The sequence below is a fragment of the Curtobacterium sp. VKM Ac-2922 genome, from assembly GCF_022815645.1.
Taxonomy (GTDB): domain Bacteria; phylum Actinomycetota; class Actinomycetes; order Actinomycetales; family Microbacteriaceae; genus Curtobacterium.
Map to the genome: position 1 here is coordinate 56,111 of NZ_JALGRO010000010.1, position 17,551 is coordinate 73,661.

Sequence of the window (17,551 nt, forward strand, 5' to 3'; positions counted from 1 at the left end):
CGTGGCCGGATGGCTGACGACCGCACCCTCGTCGCCGACGGCCTGCGCAACGCGCGCGACCTCGGCGGACTGCCACGACGCTCGGGTGGGACGACGCCGCGCGGCCGGTACTTCCGGTCCGAGTCCGTGGACCGGCTCACCGAACGGGGATGGGACGCGGTCCGCGATGCGGGCATCCGCACGGTCGTCGACCTGCGGACGCCCGAGGAGCGCGCGCAGGACACGAACGATCGGCCCGAGTGGCTGACGACGGTGGCGGTCGACCACGACGACCTGCAGGACACCGCGTTCTGGTCCGGCTACTGGTCGAACGGCCTGGTCGGCACGCCCCTGTACTACGGTCCGCACCTGGACCGGAAGCCGGAGCGCACGGCCGCGGCCCTGGCAGCGCTGGCGCGGGCCGCACCGGGAGGTGCGATGTTCCACTGCGCCGGCGGCCGGGACCGTACGGGCATCGTCGCGCTGGTGCTGTTGGCCCTGGCGGACGTCGAGCCGCAGGCGATCGTCGACGACTACCTGCGCACCCTGCAGGTGTCGAACGACCTGTTCGCCGCGATGGGCGTGCAGGGACAGGAAGCCCGCATTCAGGCACTGTGCGCGGAGCACGGCACCACCGTCGCCGACGCGTTCCGCGCCGTCGTCGCCGACTTCGACGCAGACCGGTTCGCCGCCCGGTCCGGTCTCGACGCAGACCACCTGGAGGCTCTGCGCACCTTCCGCGCGCCCGTCACCTGAGCGCGGGGCCGGTTCAGTCCTCGGTGTCGCCGGCCTCTTCGGACTCGACGCCGGTCTCGTCCATGCGATCGCGCAGGTGGTCGGCCATCGACGCGGCGCCCTCGTGTCCGTGGTCGTGGTTGACCTGCTCGATCAGGCCCGACAGCTTCTCGTGGTTGGTGGCGTCGGTGGCACCGTCCATGACGGGCTCGGTCTGTTCCTCGTTGTTGCTCATGCACTGGACGCTACGCGGCGATCCGGAGAGCGCGTCTCGGTCTGGCCGTTTGACGCCCGAAGTGGGGTACGGACCTGTCTGTCCCCCTTAGTGCGGACCGGGTAGTGTCGTCGTCAGCGAGCCACCCCGATCGGCGGGTCCCCTGCCCACCGAGGCTCGCCAGAGCGTCGACGCTCCGGCTCTTGAGCGTCCCCTGTGCTCGAGCCGGAGCGCGACAGCCCCGTCGTCCGGCCGTCGCAGGACCGGCTAGTGTCGACGACCCGTGCCGACCAGCGCGACCTCGGCGATCGTGAACGCCGTCGCGAGCACGACCTGTCGCAGAGCCACCCGGCGCCACGGAGCCGGCGCGACCAGCAGCGGCAGCATCGTCACGGCGTGCGCGGCGTCGATCGCGGCACCGATGGTGTGGGCGTTCCCGGAACCGGCGCGGGCGAGCACCCCGGCCTGCACGACCTGGCGCACGCCGATCACCCGGTGGAAGGTCGCCGTCCGCCGGTCCCGACCCGAGCGGATGAGGTGCAGGGCGCCGAGGACGGCGCGGGCTCCCTCGACGGCGGTCGCGGACGAGTGGCCTTCGTGTGCGCTCATGCCCCCGTTGTACCGGCTCGGCCGGAGAACCAGCAGGGTCCGGGCGCCGTGGGCCTGGTCGGCGGGCAGACTGGGCCGATGGAGACCCGCGACCAGGACGACGTCGAACACGACGACGTCGAACCGGCACCGCCGAGCTGGGTGCTGCGGACGCCGACCCGGCAGCACGAGGTGTGGACGGTGCCGCTGTTCACCGTCGCCCTCGCCGTTGCGGTCGTCATCGTGGGTGTCGTGGTCGGCAGTGCGTTCGGAGCCATCGTCGCCATCGTGACCGGGGGGCCCGTGGCGGTCGGCGCGGTCGTGCTGGCCGTGGCCGGGCGACGGGCGTTCGTCGAGCAGTCCCGCGCGGCGTCGTGGCGCTTCCACCAGGTCGGCGTCCTGATGGCCTTCGGCACGGGGACGCTCGTCGCGCTCGCGGCTCTGACCGTCGGGACGCTCCTCGGGATCTTCCCGGGTGTGCTCGGCGTGAGCATCGTGGCGTTCTCGAACGCCCGGTCCGTCCCGCGCTTCGACCGGCTCGTCGCCGCTGTGACGGCCCTGGTCCTGGCGTTCGGCGCGGCGGTGCTGGTCGTGCTCGGGCTGACGCTCCAGACGATCACTGCTGATCGGTCCGCCGTGTGGGTGGGCGCCGGATGGTTCGTGGCCGTCATCGCCGCGGTCGTGGCGGTCGTGCAGTTCCGCGCTGCAGCCCGGGCACCGCGCGACTGACCATCTGCGAGTCCGGGTTCGGCCTCGGCCGCCGCCCGCGCGACATCCACGGTGTCGTACGACATCGGCGCTGTCGTTCCGGTGGCGGCCCGCGGCCCGCGCGACATCCACGGTGTCGTACGACATCGGCGCTGTCGTTCCGGTGGCGGCCCGCGGCCCGCGCGACATCCACGGTGTCGTACGACATCGATCCTGTCGCACCAGCACCAGCACCAGCACCAGCACCCCGCCGGCGCGTCAGCCCCGACCAGCGCCGAACCGCGTCGTCACACCGGGCGAGTACAGCACCGAGTCCGGCGCGAGCGTCGTCAGCGCGAAGGGCAGCCCCGCCGCACGGACCAGGTCGTCCCGCAGCGACACCACCGAGGCCCGGTGCAGCTCCCACGACGCGTGCTCGTTCGGCCAGAACTGCGTGCGCCCGGCGCGGTGCACGTGCATGCCCCACCGCGCCGTCAGGAACGTCTCGAGCGCCGTCGGCTCCGCGACCTGCGGCTCGACCCGTACGTCGAACGTCGAGCGCACGTGGGTGCCGTGCCGCCGCATCGCGTAGCCGACGCGTCCGTCGCGCTTGCGGGTCTCGGCGTCCGCCCACCAGTACGGCAGGCCGGTGGCCACGCGTGCGCCGAGCGTGGGCAGGAACTTCCCCGCGTCGAGCGACAGGAACGCGACACCCCGCCGGCCCTGGTCGTCCCGCGTGTAGACGCGCACGTTCACCTCGACGAAGTCCCCGATGCTGCCGGTGCGCCCGAGCCGACCGAGCGGCGGGAACCGAGTGTCGGTGAAGTGGAAGCCGATCAGCCCGACCCACGTGGTGACACCGTCGTCGCTGCCGTCGAGTGCCATGGTGTCCGGACGGGTGCCGGCCGGCAGCAGCGGCGCCACGGCCGACACGTCGACCCGCCAGTGCACGAACACCACGTCGAGCCAGTCCTGCGAGATCCACGGACGGCCGGTCAGGGCCGGCGCGGCCGACGACACGGCCTGGAGGCCCGACCCGCCTCCGTCGATCCGGCCGGCGGTCACGAGTCACTCCGTTCGTCGATGTGCCCGGCGACCGGCGCGTCGTCCCATCCCTGCTGCGGGGTGTCGCAGGTCCCGCGGAAGACGTACTGCGACGGCCGTTTCCGTTCGCTCGACGTCCAGTCGATCGCGGGTCGCCGACGCTCTGGTGGCAGGTAGCCGATCCGGTACACGGCCATCAGCTCGAGCTCGGGCGGGACCCGCAGCAGGCCCTCGATCTCGGCCCACGCACCCGGGGTCTCCATCGGGAAGGACACGAACTGGATGCCGAGTCCGAGCTCCGTCGTCGCGAGCCAGACGTTCTCCATCGCCGCGCCCATGCTGAACACCGAGTAGAAGCCCGACAACTCCTCTGCCCGGTACTCGTGACGGTCGAGCATCACGCCCAGCAGCAACGGCGACCCGGCGACCAGCTTCCGGTTCTCCTCGCCCAGGGTCTGCGGCACGCGCAGGGCGTTCATCAGGGTCTGCCCGCGCTTGGTGAACACCTGCTTGGTGAACGGCTTGAGCGGCCCGGGGAGCTTGTCGAACAGCATGCCGTCGCGTCGCTCGTCCATCTCGGCCTGACTGAACCGGAAGTACGGCTTGTAGCGCTGGAAGAACGTGCCCTCGGCCATCGTGCGGGTCATCGAGCGGCCGCTGATCTCGGCGACGCGCTCGATGGTCGGGCGCTCCTCGACCAGGACGAACCGCCACGGCTGGCTGTTGAGCTGTGACGGTGCCCGCCCGGCCAACTCGACCAGCAGCCGCTGGTGCTCCTGGGAGACGGGGTCGGGCAGGAACGGCCCGTTCGTCGTGCGCCGTCGCCGGATGGCCTCGAAGAGCTCCACGTGCGTTCCTTCCTGTCCGGTCAACGCCGCGCGAGCAGCGCCCCCAGGTAGGACGGCGCGGCGGCGATCGCAACGCTCCAGTGTGCTCTCGACCGGGGGTTCGTGCGCGGCGCGACGGCCAGCGGGACCAGAGCGGGGAGCAGGAACAGCGCCGAGCGCGAGTGTGTCCACAGCGGGGTCGTCGCGGCGGCACCCGTCAGGGTCGCCGTCACGACGAACAGGCCGTGGTGCACGACTCGGAGCTTCTTCGTCCGGATGAGCCGGACGGCCACGGCGGTGCCCCACAGGCAGTTCGCGACGTACGCAGCGGTCGCGGCGGTGACCAGTCGGCGGGCGTGACGCGATCCTGTGGGAGCCGAGCCGGGCCTCCTGGACGACACGATCCGAGCCATGGAGCGGACGCTACGCGGTCTCGCGGGAGACCAGGCGGGACAGCACGACGGCGCTGCGGGCGATGACGGGCACAGCGTCGACCTGGGGCATCAGGCGGTCTCGCGGGAGACCAGGCGGGACAGCACGACGGCGCTGCGGGTGTGGTCCACCTGGGGGGCCAACCGGACGCGGTCGAGCGCCTCTTCGAGTGCGGGCAGATCACGCGACCGCATGTGCACGACCGCGTCGGCGCTGCCGGTCACGGTGCCGGCATCCACCACCTCGGGCACGGAGTCCAGCAGCGCACGCAGTTCGTCGGGGGAGACGGTGCCGCGGCAGTACAGCTCGACCCAGGCCTCGGTGCCCCGGTCCTCGACCGCGGGGTCGACCTTGATCGTGAACCCGCGGATCACCCCGTCGGCGACCAGGCGGTCCACCCGGCGCTTGACGGCCGACGCCGAGAGCCCGACGACCGCCCCGATGTCGCCGTAGCCGGCGCGGGCGTTGTCCCGGAGTCGATCCAGGATGCGGTGGTCGAGCGAATCCATCGTTGAGGATCCTACGCGGAGTTCTTGCGAGGTCGCCGTGCTGGACGCACGAAACGTGCGCGCGTTCGCAGCCTGTGTGGGCTCGAGTCTCCCTAGACTGAACCCAGGCGTCGACCTGGTCCGCCTTGGAACACGGTGAGTGAGCCTGCATCTCACCGAGCTCTTCCTCGAGTGGTGGTTCCTGGCAGGCTCGGGCCCGAAGTTCCCCAGGAGGACTCCAGTGTCGAATCCCACAACCGAGACCGTGTCGGTCCCCGCCCGTACCGCGACCAAGCGCACCATCCTCATGTGCAAGCCGGACTTCTACACGGTGAGCTACCGGATCAACCCGTGGATGCACCCCGAGCAGCCCACGGACACGTCCAAGGCGGTGCAGCAGTGGCAATCGCTCGTCGACGTCTACGAGCAGCTCGGCTTCGACATCGCGTACATCGACCCGATCGACGGCCTGCCGGACATGGTCTACGCGGCGAACGGCGGCTTCGTGCTCGACGGTGTCGCGTACGGCGCCAAGTTCCAGTACCCCGAGCGCCAGCCCGAGGGCCCCGCGTACATGGACTGGTTCCGCAGCGCCGGCCTGACCGTCGCCGAGCCGCGTGAGACGAACGAGGGCGAAGGCGACTTCCTGCTCATCGGCAACACGATCTACGCGGGGACCGGCTTCCGATCGGACAGCACCTCGCACGAAGAGCTCGCCGAGGTCTACGGACGCGAGGTCGTCACCCTCAAGCTCATCAACCCGAGCTTCTACCACCTGGACACCGCGATCGCCGTGCTCGACCCGGAGCCGTCCGCGGACGGGACCAGCAACATCGCGTACCTCGAGAGCGCGTTCGACGAGCCGTCGCTGGCGATCCTGCGCGAACGCTTCCCCGACGCGATCATCGCCACCGAGGAAGACGCCGCGATCCTCGGCCTGAACTCGTACTCCGACGGGTACAACGTCGTGATCGCCGCACGCGCCACCACCTTCGCCGACCAGCTGCGTGAGAAGGGCTACAACCCGATCGGCGTCGACCTGTCCGAGCTGCTGCTCGGCGGCGGCGGCGTGAAGTGCTGCACGCTCGACCTGCACCCGGTCGGCACCGGCACCTCTGTGGCGCGGTCCTGATGCGCACCACGGACGTCACCGCGACGGGTCCGGCGACCGCGGCGGCGCTCGCCGTCGAGGACCGCTCCCTCGCCCACAACTACAGCCCACTGCCCGTCGTCATCGCATCCGGCTCGGGTGCGACCGTCACCGACGTCGACGGCAAGCAGTACCTCGACGGGCTCGCGGCGTACTCGGCCGTGAACTTCGGCCACGGCAACCCCCGGCTGCTCGATGCCGCGCGGGCGCAGCTCGACCGCGTCACCCTGACCAGCCGTGCGTTCGTCAGCGACCGGCTCGGCCCGTTCGCGGCGGCGCTCGCCGAGCTCACCGGCACCGACATGGTCCTGCCGATGAACACCGGTGCCGAGGCCGTCGAGTCCGCCATCAAGGTCGCCCGTGCCTGGGGCTACCGGGTCAAGGGCGTGCCCGCCGACCGCGCCACGATCATCGTCGCGAGCGGCAACTTCCACGGCCGCACCACGACGATCATCTCGTTCTCGGACGACCCCGACGCCCGCAACGACTTCGGCCCGTACACGCCGGGGTTCCGCACGGTGCCGTACGGCGACGCGTCGGCGCTGCGCGAGGCGATGGACGACACGGTCGTGGCCGTGCTGCTCGAGCCGATCCAGGGCGAGGGTGGCGTGGTCATCCCACCGGCCGACTACCTGCCGGCCGTGCGTGCGGTCTGCGACGAGTTCGGCGCGCTGTTCATCGCCGACGAGATCCAGTCCGGCCTGGGTCGGACCGGGCACACCCTCGCGGTGTCGCGCGTCGGCGTGCGCCCCGACCTGATCACGCTCGGCAAGGCCCTGGGCGGCGGCATCGTCCCGGTGTCCGCGGTTGTCGGTTCGCGCGAGGTCCTGGGCGTCCTGCGTCCGGGCGAGCACGGGTCGACGTTCGGCGGCAATCCGCTGGCCGCTGCCGTCGGCTCCGAGGTCGTCGCGATGCTGGCCGAGGGCACGTTCCAGCAGCGCGCCCTCGACGGCGAACCGCTGCTGCGCGGGCTGCTCGACGACCTGGTCGGACGCGGTGTCGTGACGCACCGGGTCGCCGGACTGTGGGCGGGCATCGACATCGACCCCGCGATCGGGACCGGCAAGGAGATCGCCAAGGCCATGGCCGCACGCGGGGTCCTGGTCAAGGACACCCACGGGTCGACGATCCGCTTCGCGCCGCCGCTCGTCGTCACCGACGAGCAGATCGCGGACGCGATCGGGGCCCTGCGCGCCGTCCTGCACGACCGCAGCTGACGCGGCGGACCCGCACCGGGCCTCCCGTCCGCGCTCGTCCGCGCCCCGTCCGCGCCCCGTCCGCGCCGTGCGGGACCCCGTCGAGGGAGCAGCAATCGTCGAGTCGGCCCGAACCACCCGACGATTCCTGGTCCCTCGACGGACGCGCGGCAGCTAGACCGCCCAGCGTTCGGCGAGCTGGTCCATCAGGGCGTCGAGCCGCTCGTCGACGACCTGCTCGTCGGGGTGCGCCTCGTACCACGCGATGACCTCGCGCACACCCTGCCGGTACGGCGTGCGGGGCTGGTACCAGGGCACGAGCGAGCGGATCTTGCTGTTGTCGAACACCGAGCTGTTCGCCTTGTCGCCGAGCAGCGCCGCGCCCCACTCCGCGTCCACGGCGGCGATCGCGTCCGCCGGCACGTGCACGATGCGCAGGTCGTCCACGCCGGCCGCCGCCGCGATCTCCGCGGCGATCTGGTTCCACGTCGGGGCCTCGTCGCTCGTGATCGTGAAGGCCTCGCCGATCGCCGACGCGTTGTCGAGCAGCCCGACGAAGCCGACCGCGAAGTCCCGGCTGTGCGTCAGCGTCCACAGCGACGACCCGTCACCCGTGATGATGACGGGCTTGCCGGCCCGCATGCGCGCGACCGCCGTCCACCCGCCCGACAGGGGCAGCTTCGTCTCGTCGTAGGTGTGCGACGGCCGGACGATCGTCACCGGGAAGTCCTGCTCGCGGTACGCCTGCATGAGCAGGTCCTCGCACGCGATCTTGTCGCGGGAGTACTGCCAGAACGGGTTCTTCAGCGGCGTCGACTCGGTGATCGGCAGGTGCGTCGCCGGTGTCTGGTACGCCGAGGCCGAGCTGATGAACACGTACTGCCGGGTCCGGCCGGCGAAGAAGTCGATGTCCGCCTGCACCTGGTCGGGCGTGAACGCGATCCAGTTCACCACCGTGTCGAAGTGGCGGTCGCCGAGTGCGGCCGCCAGGGCGTCACGGTCCGACACGTCGGCCTGGAGGCGCTCCACACCCTGGGGCAGCGGCCTGCCCCCGGTGGTCCCGCGGTTCAGGACCGTGACGTCGATCCCCTGTCGGGTCGCTTCCGCCACACACGCGGCGCTGATGACGCCGCTCCCGCCGATGAACAGGACACTCGCTCCGTTGCTGGTCATGCGTCCACGAAACCACGTGCGGCGTCGGATGCCGCGCAGTTTCGGGGGACTACCGTCACCCCGTGAGTCGCATCGACGCGGCCACGACAGGAGTGACACGCACATGGAGTACCGCTACCTCGGCAACTCGGGCCTCAAGGTCTCCGAGATCACCTACGGCAACTGGCTGACCCACGCCTCCCAGGTCGAGAACGACGCGGCCATCGCCTGCGTCCGGGCAGCGCTCGACGTCGGCATCTCGACGTTCGACACCGCTGACGTCTACGCCAACACCGGCGCCGAGACCGTCCTGGGCGAAGCGCTCAAGGGCGAACGACGCCAGTCGCTCGAGATCGCCACGAAGGTCTTCGGTCCGACCGGACCCAAGGGCCACAACGACGTCGGACTGTCGCGCAAGCACATCCTCGAGTCGATCGACGGGTCGCTCGGCCGCCTGCAGACCGACTACGTCGACCTGTACCAGGCGCACCGTTTCGACCACGAGACGCCACTCGAAGAGACCATGCAGGCCTTCGCTGACATCGTGCGCCAGGGCAAGGTCCTGTACGTCGGTGTCTCGGAGTGGACCGCCGAGCAGCTGCGCGCGGGTGCGGCACTGGCGAAGGAGCTCGGCTTCCAGCTCGTCTCGAACCAGCCGCAGTACTCGGCGCTCTGGCGCGTCATCGAGGCCGAGGTCGTGCCGACGTCGAAGGAACTCGGCATCTCGCAGATCGTCTGGTCGCCCATCGCCCAGGGGGTGCTGACGGGCAAGTACAAGCCGGGTCAGCCGCTGCCCGAGGGGTCGCGCGCCACGGACGACAAGGGCGGCGCGGACATGATCAAGCGGTTCATGCGCGACGAGGTCCTGACGTCGGTGCAGGCGCTCGAGCCGATCGCGAAGGAACTCGACCTGTCGATGGCGCAGCTCGCGGTGGCGTGGGTGCTGCAGAACGAGAACGTCGCGTCGGCGATCATCGGGGCATCGCGTCCGGAGCAGGTGCACGACAACGCCGGCGCCGCAGGTGTGACGATCCCGGCCGAGCTGCTGTCGCGCATCGACGACGCACTCGGTGGTGTCGTGGAGCGCGACCCCGCGAAGACGAACGACAGCAGCCCGAAGACCCGCGAGGCCTGACGGGTTCGGTCGTACAACCGAAAGCACCTCGCGCCGCGCATCGCCGTGGTTCGAGGTGCTTCCGGTTGTTCGGGCGCAAACCGCGCACGCAGAACACCCGAAGCCGCACCACGGAAAAAGGCCCCTCACTTCCGTGAGGGGCCTTTCACCGTGGCTGGACACGGCATCGATCCGTGGACCTTTCGATTTTCAGTCGAACGCTCTACCAACTGAGCTATCCAGCCGTGGCGACCCTGACGGGACTTGAACCCGCGACCTCCGCCGTGACAGGGCGGCACGCTAACCAGCTGCGCTACAGGGCCATGTTGAATTACTGGTGGTGCTGATCATGCTGTGGTGTCGGTCCGTGCTGCTTGCTGTCTCACGTGGAGTGACCCCAACGGGATTCGAACCCGTGCTGCCGCCGTGAAAGGGCGGTGTCCTAGGCCACTAAACGATGGGGCCGCAAGCAGTACATCGCTGCACCGGAGGTCAAGCATACGGAAGCCCCGCGCTGATGACAAATCGGACCCGTCGCGCCCGTGTCGCCCGGCGTGTCGCACCCGGCCGGGGGTGCTCCGCGGGCTTCACTCGCCACGGACCTGCCACCGATCTGCGGGTTGCGATTCTGCGCCGTCGGTGTTCGAGTGCGAGCATCGTCGTCGGCCGTGTCCCTCGTGCGAGGGGCTGCACCGGGCCGGCACCTGTTGTTACTGTTGCGCTTGTTGACAGTGTTACGTGCGTGAGCCATGCCGCGCTGTTACGAAATCGAGACCATGTCGACCTCCTCCCTCTCCCTCCTCAGCTTCCGCCGCCGCGTGATCGCCGCCGCGGTCGCCGTCGTGCTCACGGCCGGGGCCGTTGCCGCCATCGCACCGACTGACAGTGCGTCGGCGACGAGCTACCCCAGCTGGAGCGACGTGCAGGCCGCCAAGGCCTCGCAGTCGGCGCAACAGGACAAGGTCACCGAGATCAAGGGCCTGATCGCGGACCTCACCTCGCAGGCCACCGCCAAGCAGCAGGCTGCCGAGGACGCCGGCACGGCCTACCAGACGGCGCAGACCAAGTACGACGCGGCGACCCTGCAGCAGCAGAAGCTCCAGCAGCAGGCCGACGACGCGGAGAAGACGGCATCGCAGTCCGAGGCGCAGGCCGGTCAGCTCGCGGCGCAGCTCGGGCGGGCGAGTGCGAACGACGTCACGACCGACCTGCTCACGCACCCGACCGACTCCAAGGACTACCTGTACGAGCTCGGCGCGATGTCGAAGCTCAGCGAACAGGCCGACGGCATCTACGCGCAGGCGACCCAGGACCGCGGCACCGCCCAGGCGCAGTCGGACAAGTCCGAGACGGCGAAGAAGGCGCTCGGCGCCCTGGCCGACGCGGCGCAGCAGAAGATGCAGGCCGCGCAGAGCGCCGCAGACGCCGCACAGACCGCGGTCGACGCGCAGAACGACAACCAGGCACGGCTCGAGGCGCAGCTCACGCTCCTGACCTCGAACGCCACCGACGTCGAGGCGAAGTACAACAAGGGCGTGCAGGTCGAGAAGGCCCGTCAGGCCGCGCTCGCCAAGCAGCGTGCCGAGGCCGCGGCTGCCGCCGCGCGCACCCCCGCAGCCGGCAGCAGTTCGGGCAGCGGTTCGAACGGCTCCGGCGGTGGCGCCCCCACGTCGTCCGGCTGGGTCCGCCCGAGTGCCGGCTACCAGACCAGCCCCTACGGCTACCGCATCGACCCCTACACGCACGCACACGCGCTGCACGCCGGCGTCGACCTGGCACCGGGCTGCTACTCGCCGATCTACGCGGCGCACTCCGGCACCGTCACCTTCGCCGGCAACGGCGGCGGCTACGGCAACGAGGTCATCCTCGACAACGGCGGCGGCATCTCCACCGCCTACGGCCACATCGTCAACGGCGGGATCATGGTCGCGAACGGCCAGCAGGTCTCCGCCGGGCAGCAGATCGCCCAGGTCGGTTCGACCGGCTGGTCCACGGGCTGCCACCTCCACTTCGAGACCCGGGTGGGTGGCGCTGCCGTCGACCCGGTCCCCTTCATGGCTGCGCGGGGGATCTCGGTATGACCGTGTGCGCGCCCGAGAGGCCCTGACACCACATGAAGAAGCCTGCGCGTTCCCTCGCCTGCGGCATCGCCACCGTCTCGTTGCTCGGCATCGGGCTGTCGGTGGGCATCGCCGGACCGGCAGGGGCGACCCCCGCGACGGCCCCGTCGTGGGCGGACGTGCAGGCAGCCAAGGCCGACCAGGCCGACACGCAGCAGACGGTCGACGAGCTCGCCTCGCGATTGTCCGGACTGCAGGACTCCGCCGACCAGGCCGGTGTCGTGGTGCAGCAGGCCGGGCAGACGTACGCGCTGGCAGCATCGGAACAGCAGGAGGCGCAGGCCACGCTCGACGACCTGGACGCCCAGGCCAAGCGCGCGAAGCAGGCCGCCGACGCATCCGCCGGCCAGGTCGCCGCGCTCGTGGTCGAGCTCTCGCGCAGCGGCGGCGGGGACCTGACGACGAGCATGCTGGTCGACGCCTCGGACGCCAAGGACCTGCTCTACCAGGTCGGCACGATGTCGCACCTGTCGGAGCGCTCGGCGACGGTCCTGGCCAAGGCCCAGGCCGACCAGAACACGCTCGACTCGGTCGCCGCCCAGAAGAGCCAGGCGACGAAGGCCCTCGGGAAGGCGACCGACGCCACCAAGACAGCGCTCGACACCGCCAACGCTGTCGCGGCCCAGGCCAGCGGCAAGCTGCAGGACGCGCAGAACCAGCAGAACGAGGTGCTCGAGCAGCTCGCGTTCCTCAAGGGCACGACGGTCGCGACCGAGAGCGCCTACTACTCGGACCAGCGCGCGAAGCAGGCGGAGACGCAGCTGGCGGCGCAGGCAGCGAAGGACGCGGCCAGCGGATCGAGCGCGCCGACGGGCACGACGACCACGAACAACCCCGCACCGAGCACCGGCGGCACCCCGAGCAAGTCCGGCAACAACAACAACAGCGGCGGCGGCAACAGCAACCCGGCCCCAGCGCCAGCTCCCGCGCCCGCGCCGGCTCCTGCCCCGTCGAAGCCGTCACCAGCCCCGGCACCGGCTCCCGCGCCGACGACGCCGACCGCGCCGAGCACCCCGTCCAAGGCCGCAGGCGCGATCGCCTTCGCCCGCGCGCAGCTCGGCGACGCCTACGTCCTGGGTGGTGCAGGCCCGAACACCTGGGACTGCTCCGGCCTGGTGATGATGGCCTACAGCTCGCAGGGCATCGCGACCGGCGGCCACAACGTCGTCTGGCAGTACAACTACTTCCGCTCGATCGGTCGGCTGGTGCCGCTGTCGCAACGGCAGGCCGGCGACATCCTGTTCTTCTCGCACAACGGTGCCGCGTCGGGCGGGTACCACGACACGATCTACACGGGCGGTGGCCGCATGATCGAGGCCGCGCGACCCGGTGTGGGCGTCGTCGAGCGTGCGGTCTGGGGCACGGGCGACCTGCTGCCGTACGTCGCCCGTCCGTCGGGCTCGATGTAGTCCCCCACACGACGGCGCATCGCGCTCCACAACGAACATCGCGCCCCGTGGAGACGGGGCGCGATGTCGTTGCGGGGGTGCGATCACAGCGGGGCGATCAGCACGCGGTGCGATCAGCGGGTCACGGCGACGCCGGCCCGCCGATCGACGAGCGTCAGTGCGAGCCGGGCACGTACGCGGCCTGGCCGGCCGTCACGATGGCCTCGGCCTCGGCGGCATCGCCCCAGCCCTCGGCCTTGACCCACTTGTTCGGCTCGAGGTCCTTGTAGCGCTCGAAGAAGTGCGCGATCTCGGCCTTGGTCTGCTCGTCGACGTCCGAGATGTCCTGGATGTGCGCCCAGCGCGGGTCCTTCGCGGGGACGACGAGGACCTTGGCGTCGACGCCGGCTTCGTCGCTCATCTTGAAGACGCCGACCGGGCGGACCTTGACGCCGACGCCCGGGAAGGTCGGGTACTCGAGCAGCAGCAGCGCGTCCACGGGGTCGCCGTCGTCGGCCAGGGTCTTCTCGAAGAACCCGTAGTCCGTCGGGTAGACGAACGAGGTGAACAGCACGCGGTCGAGGTACACGCGACCGGTCTCGTGGTCCACCTCGTACTTGTTGCGGCTGCCCTTGGGGATCTCGACGACGACGTCGTACGCGGCCATGTCTGCACTCCTGGTGTGTCGTTGGGGCTGTCGGTGGTTCCGAGAGCGCGGCTAACGTTACCGGGTGAACTCTCCGCGTCCCCGGCTCGATCCCGCCGTCGCCGAGACCCGGCGCGGCGTCCGTGCGCTCCTGGCGCAGGCGCTCGAGACGTCGGTGGTCGGTCCCGGCGACCTGGTCCTCGTCGCGCTCAGCGGCGGGCCCGACTCGCTGGCACTGGCCGCGGCCACCGCGTTCGAAGCGCCCAAGCAGGGGCTCCGGGCCGGTGCGGTGGTCGTCGACCACGCGCTTCAGGCGGGCTCCGAGGCGGTGGCGACCCGGGCCTCCCGGCAGGCGTCCGAGCTGGGACTCGACCCGGTGACCGTCCGCCGCGTCACGGTCGGCTCCGACGGTGGTCCGGAAGGCGCCGCACGGGAGGCCCGCCACACCGCGATCGCGCACGTCGCGTCGGACCTGGGGTCGCCCCTGGTGCTGTTCGGGCACACCCTGGACGACCAGGCCGAGACGGTCCTGCTCGGCCTGCTGCGCGGCAGCGGGCCGGACAGTCTGTCCGGCATGCCGCCGCTCGCCCGTCGGGTCGACGGTCCGGCCTACGGCCGCCCCCTGCTGGGCGTCCGTCGGCACACCACGCGGCAGGCGTGCGCCGCCGCCGGCCTGGCGCCCTGGCACGACCCACAGAACCAGGACACCGCGTTCACCCGCGTGCGCGTCCGGAACGCCGTGATGCCGGTGCTCGAACGCGAGCTCGGTGCCGACGTCGCCGCAGCCCTCGCCCGCACGGCCGACCAGCTGCGCGAGGACGCCGCGGCGCTCGACCACTTCGCCGAGGAGATGGCCGAGGACCTGGCGGAGCACTCCGAGGCGGGGATCGCGCTGTCGGTTCGGCAGCTGCAGGCGAACCCGCCGGCGCTCCGGCAGCGGCTGGTGCGGCTGGCGGTCGAGAGCGAGTTCGGCGTGACGCTCAGCCGACTGCAGACGCTCGAGGTCTGCCGACTGGTCACCGAGTGGAGCGGGCAGGGGCCGATCGACCTGCCCGGCGTCCGGGTGTCCCGCGACGGGGACCGGCTGTCGTTCGCCGCCGGACAGCAACATCCGGACCGTTAGGCTGGCGTGGTGGAACTCTCCGACGTGCAGGACGACCTCTCCGAAGTGCTCTTCACCCCCGAGCAGATCGACGACAAGATCGCCGAACTCGCCGCCGCGGTGGACCGGGACTACGCCGACAAGGACCCCCTGCTGGTCGGTGTCCTGAAGGGTGCGGTCATGGTCATGGCGGACTTCTCCCGCCACCTGACCCTGCAGGCGAAGATGGACTGGATGGCGGTGTCGTCCTACGGCTCCGGCACGAAGTCGTCCGGCGTGGTGCGGATCCTCAAGGACCTCGACACCGACCTGCACGGCCGCGACGTCATCATCGTCGAGGACATCATCGACTCCGGCCTGACCCTGTCGTGGCTCAAGCAGAACCTCGAGTCCCGCGGGGCCGCAAGCGTCGAGATCGTCACGCTGCTGCGCAAGCCCGAGGCAGCCAAGGTGCAGGTCGACGTCAAGTACGTCGGCTACGACATCCCCGACGCCTTCGTGGTGGGCTTCGGACTCGACTACGACGAGCGGTACCGCAACCTGCGTGGCATCGGGGTCCTGGCCCCGCACATCTACTCGTAGACGAACCTCCGAGTTCGCCCGCAGAGGACATCCATTCTCGCCACAGAATCGCGGCCGTATGCTGATCAGCACGCAACTCCGGCAGAGAAAGGCTCGGGCCACGGCGCCCGGATCACATGGACTTCAAGCGCATCCTCCGCGGGCCGTACCTCTACGTGCTCATCGCACTCGTGGGGATCTGGATCGGATGGGCCTTCATCAGCCAGTCCGGCACGCAGCAGATCGACACCCAGAAGGGGCTCGAGCAGCTCGCTGACGGCAAGGTCTCGTCGGTGGTGGTCAACTCCACCGAGCAGCGGGTCGACCTCACCCTGCGGGACGGCGGCACGACCGAGCAGTTCTACTACTCGACGCCGCGTGGCGCCGAGGTCGTGGACGCCATCGCGCAGGCCGACCTGCCCAAGGGCTACAACGACACCGTCCAGCAGTCGAACTGGTTCGTCTCGCTCGTCCTGACGCTCCTGCCGTTCCTGCTCATCCTCGGCCTGTTCTGGTTCCTGCTCTCGAGCGCCCAGGGCGGCGGCTCGAAGGTCATGCAGTTCGGCAAGTCCAAGGCGAAGATGAACAACAAGGAGAACCCGCAGGTCTCCTTCGCCGACGTCGCCGGTTCGGACGAGGCGATCGAGGAACTCCACGAGATCAAGGAGTTCCTGAAGGAGCCGGCGAAGTTCCAGGCCGTCGGCGCCAAGATCCCCAAGGGCGTGCTGCTGTACGGCCCTCCCGGAACCGGCAAGACCCTGCTCGCGCGCGCCGTCGCCGGCGAAGCGGGCGTGCCCTTCTACTCGATCTCCGGCTCGGACTTCGTCGAGATGTTCGTCGGCGTCGGCGCCAGCCGTGTCCGTGACCTCTTCGAACAGGCCAAGGCGAACTCGCCGGCCATCGTCTTCATCGACGAGATCGACGCCGTCGGCCGTCACCGCGGCGCCGGCATCGGTGGTGGCAACGACGAGCGCGAGCAGACGCTGAACCAGCTGCTGGTCGAGATGGACGGCTTCGACGGCAAGACGAACGTCATCCTGATCGCCGCGACCAACCGCCCCGACGTGCTCGACCCCGCGCTCCTGCGCCCGGGCCGCTTCGACCGCCAGATCGGTGTCGACGCCCCGGGGATGGCCGGACGCAAGCAGATCCTCGAGGTGCACGCGAAGGGCAAGCCGCTCGCCGCGAGTGTCGACCTCGAGCTCCTGGCACGCAAGACGCCGGGCTTCACCGGCGCCGACCTGGCGAACGTCCTGAACGAGGCCGCTCTGCTGACGGCCCGCTCGAACGCGCAGCTCATCGACAACCGTGCCCTGGACGAGGCCGTCGACCGCGTCATGGCCGGACCGCAGCGCCGCACGCGCATCATGTCCGACCAGGAACGCCTGATCACGGCCTACCACGAGGGCGGACACGCCCTGGCGGCGGCAGCGATGCGGCACACCGACCCCGTGACGAAGATCACGATCCTGCCACGCGGCCGTGCCCTGGGCTACACGATGGTGCTCCCGCTCGAGGACAAGTACTCCGTCACCCGCAACGAGCTGCTCGACCAGCTGACCTACGCCATGGGTGGCCGCGTCGCCGAGGAGATCGTCTTCCACGACCCGACCACGGGTGCCTCGAACGACATCGAGAAGGCCACGGGCACCGCGCGCAAGATGGTCACCGAGTACGGCATGAGCCGCGCTGTCGGGTCGGTCAAGCTCGGCGCCGGGTCCACCGAGCCGTTCGTCGGCCGTGACATGAGCGGCGGCACCGGTCGCGACTACTCGGAGAACATCGCCGAGACGGTCGACGCCGAGACCCGCGCACTGCTCGAAGCCGCGCACGACGAGGCCTACCAGGTGCTCAACGACAACCGTGACGTCCTCGACCGCCTGGCCGGTGAGCTCCTCGAGAAGGAGACGCTCGACGCGCCCGAGCTGGTCGAGATCTTCAAGGACGTCCGCAAGCTGCCCGAGCGCCCGCAGTGGCTGTCGAGCGACAAGCGCCCGGTGAGCAACCTGCCCGCGATCGACGTCCCCGGCAAGGCGGCCAACACCGCAGCCGAGTCGAACGACCGCGAGCCGTCGAAGACCCCGCGGCACCGTCCGTTCGGCAACCCCGGCATCGCTCCCGCCTAGGC

At 70.5% G+C, this 17,551-nt stretch carries 18 protein-coding genes and 3 tRNA genes; 10 read left to right on the top strand and 11 right to left on the bottom strand.

All coding sequences use genetic code 11. The annotated features are described in order from the left end of the window. The first annotated feature begins 9 nt into the window (after nt 1–9). Nucleotides 10–735, top strand: coding sequence for a tyrosine-protein phosphatase (locus tag MT346_RS12700; protein ID WP_243563444.1), 726 nt, complete (start codon nt 10–12; stop codon nt 733–735). A 13-nt stretch (nt 736–748) separates the two neighbouring features. On the opposite strand, the gene MT346_RS12705 is transcribed toward MT346_RS12700, so the two are convergent. Then, the gene (locus MT346_RS12705) at nt 749–949 is read right to left on the bottom strand and encodes a hypothetical protein (RefSeq protein WP_243563445.1); all 201 of its coding nucleotides are present in this window, start codon (nt 947–949) and stop codon (nt 749–751) included. A gap of 246 nt (nt 950–1,195) precedes the next feature. Then, entirely contained in the window at nt 1,196–1,537 is a 342-nt protein-coding gene (locus MT346_RS12710) for a hypothetical protein (RefSeq protein ID WP_243563446.1), read from the bottom strand. A 78-nt stretch (nt 1,538–1,615) separates the two neighbouring features. Between MT346_RS12710 and MT346_RS12715 the strand changes: the two genes are divergently transcribed. Further along, a complete protein-coding gene (locus MT346_RS12715) occupies nt 1,616–2,245 on the top strand; it encodes a hypothetical protein (protein ID WP_243563447.1) in 630 nt (209 codons plus the stop codon). A 237-nt stretch (nt 2,246–2,482) separates the two neighbouring features. Here the strand turns inward: MT346_RS12715 and MT346_RS12720 are convergent, their stop codons facing one another. The 4 genes from MT346_RS12720 to MT346_RS12735 all read right to left on the bottom strand — a co-directional run bounded on the left by MT346_RS12720 (nt 2,483) and on the right by MT346_RS12735 (nt 5,015). Continuing rightward, complete coding sequence (locus MT346_RS12720; RefSeq protein WP_243563448.1) at nt 2,483–3,268, bottom strand: YqjF family protein; 786 nt, start codon at nt 3,266–3,268, stop codon at nt 2,483–2,485. Continuing rightward, complete coding sequence (locus tag MT346_RS12725; protein ID WP_243563449.1) at nt 3,265–4,095, bottom strand: nitroreductase family protein; 831 nt, start codon at nt 4,093–4,095, stop codon at nt 3,265–3,267. Before MT346_RS12725 ends, MT346_RS12720 begins: the two co-directional genes overlap by 4 nt. Nucleotides 4,096–4,115: 20 nt before the next feature. Further along, a complete protein-coding gene (locus MT346_RS12730) occupies nt 4,116–4,487 on the bottom strand; it encodes a hypothetical protein (RefSeq protein WP_243563450.1) in 372 nt (123 codons plus the stop codon). A 90-nt stretch (nt 4,488–4,577) separates the two neighbouring features. Further along, nucleotides 4,578–5,015 (bottom strand): Lrp/AsnC family transcriptional regulator, encoded by a 438-nt coding sequence (locus tag MT346_RS12735; RefSeq protein WP_243563451.1) that lies wholly within the window; start codon nt 5,013–5,015, stop codon nt 4,578–4,580. A gap of 220 nt (nt 5,016–5,235) precedes the next feature. Here MT346_RS12735 and ddaH point away from each other — a divergent pair, with 220 nt between their 5' ends. Both ddaH and rocD read left to right on the top strand, forming a co-directional pair. After that, nucleotides 5,236–6,126 carry a dimethylargininase gene (gene ddaH, locus MT346_RS12740; protein ID WP_374202527.1) on the top strand — a complete coding sequence of 297 codons (891 nt, stop codon included), beginning with the start codon at nt 5,236–5,238 and terminating at the stop codon, nt 6,124–6,126. Further along, nucleotides 6,126–7,361: an ornithine--oxo-acid transaminase gene (gene rocD / locus MT346_RS12745; RefSeq protein WP_243563452.1), complete on the top strand. Its 1,236-nt coding sequence runs from the start codon at nt 6,126–6,128 to the stop codon at nt 7,359–7,361. The genes ddaH and rocD overlap by 1 nt, the downstream gene beginning before the upstream one ends. A 153-nt stretch (nt 7,362–7,514) precedes the next feature. On the opposite strand, the gene MT346_RS12750 is transcribed toward rocD, so the two are convergent. Continuing rightward, nucleotides 7,515–8,513: an SDR family oxidoreductase gene (locus MT346_RS12750; RefSeq protein ID WP_243563453.1), complete on the bottom strand. Its 999-nt coding sequence runs from the start codon at nt 8,511–8,513 to the stop codon at nt 7,515–7,517. Nucleotides 8,514–8,616: 103 nt separating this feature from the next. Here MT346_RS12750 and MT346_RS12755 point away from each other — a divergent pair, with 103 nt between their 5' ends. Further along, entirely contained in the window at nt 8,617–9,627 is a 1,011-nt protein-coding gene (locus MT346_RS12755; RefSeq protein WP_243563454.1) for an aldo/keto reductase family protein, read from the top strand. Between the two features lie 151 nt (nt 9,628–9,778). Here MT346_RS12755 and MT346_RS12760 read toward each other — a convergent pair. From MT346_RS12760 to MT346_RS12770, 3 genes are all read right to left on the bottom strand, one after another. Beyond that, nucleotides 9,779–9,851 (bottom strand) — tRNA-Phe (locus MT346_RS12760). A 1-nt stretch (nt 9,852) separates the two neighbouring features. Next, nucleotides 9,853–9,929 (bottom strand) — tRNA-Asp (locus MT346_RS12765). A 69-nt stretch (nt 9,930–9,998) separates the two neighbouring features. After that, nucleotides 9,999–10,071: transfer RNA gene (locus tag MT346_RS12770), tRNA-Glu, on the bottom strand. Between the two features lie 311 nt (nt 10,072–10,382). On the opposite strand from MT346_RS12770, the gene MT346_RS12775 reads away from it, so the two are divergent. Both MT346_RS12775 and MT346_RS12780 read left to right on the top strand, forming a co-directional pair. Further along, the gene (locus MT346_RS12775) at nt 10,383–11,687 is read left to right on the top strand and encodes a M23 family metallopeptidase (protein ID WP_243563455.1); all 1,305 of its coding nucleotides are present in this window, start codon (nt 10,383–10,385) and stop codon (nt 11,685–11,687) included. Nucleotides 11,688–11,719: 32 nt separating this feature from the next. After that, nucleotides 11,720–13,135, top strand: a complete 1,416-nt coding sequence (locus MT346_RS12780; RefSeq protein ID WP_243563456.1) for an NlpC/P60 family protein — start codon at nt 11,720–11,722, stop codon at nt 13,133–13,135. A gap of 154 nt (nt 13,136–13,289) precedes the next feature. Here MT346_RS12780 and MT346_RS12785 read toward each other — a convergent pair whose 3' ends face one another. Then, nucleotides 13,290–13,781, bottom strand: a complete 492-nt coding sequence (locus MT346_RS12785) for an inorganic diphosphatase (RefSeq protein ID WP_243563457.1) — start codon at nt 13,779–13,781, stop codon at nt 13,290–13,292. A 64-nt stretch (nt 13,782–13,845) separates the two neighbouring features. Here MT346_RS12785 and tilS point away from each other — a divergent pair, with 64 nt between their 5' ends. From tilS to ftsH, 3 genes are all read left to right on the top strand, one after another. Beyond that, the gene (gene tilS, locus MT346_RS12790) at nt 13,846–14,883 is read left to right on the top strand and encodes a tRNA lysidine(34) synthetase TilS (RefSeq protein WP_243563458.1); all 1,038 of its coding nucleotides are present in this window, start codon (nt 13,846–13,848) and stop codon (nt 14,881–14,883) included. A 9-nt stretch (nt 14,884–14,892) separates the two neighbouring features. Continuing rightward, nucleotides 14,893–15,444, top strand: a complete 552-nt coding sequence (gene hpt, locus MT346_RS12795) for a hypoxanthine phosphoribosyltransferase (protein ID WP_243563459.1) — start codon at nt 14,893–14,895, stop codon at nt 15,442–15,444. Between the two features lie 116 nt (nt 15,445–15,560). Continuing rightward, nucleotides 15,561–17,549 carry an ATP-dependent zinc metalloprotease FtsH gene (gene ftsH, locus MT346_RS12800; protein ID WP_243563460.1) on the top strand — a complete coding sequence of 663 codons (1,989 nt, stop codon included), beginning with the start codon at nt 15,561–15,563 and terminating at the stop codon, nt 17,547–17,549. The last annotated feature ends 2 nt before the right edge of the window (nt 17,550–17,551 follow it).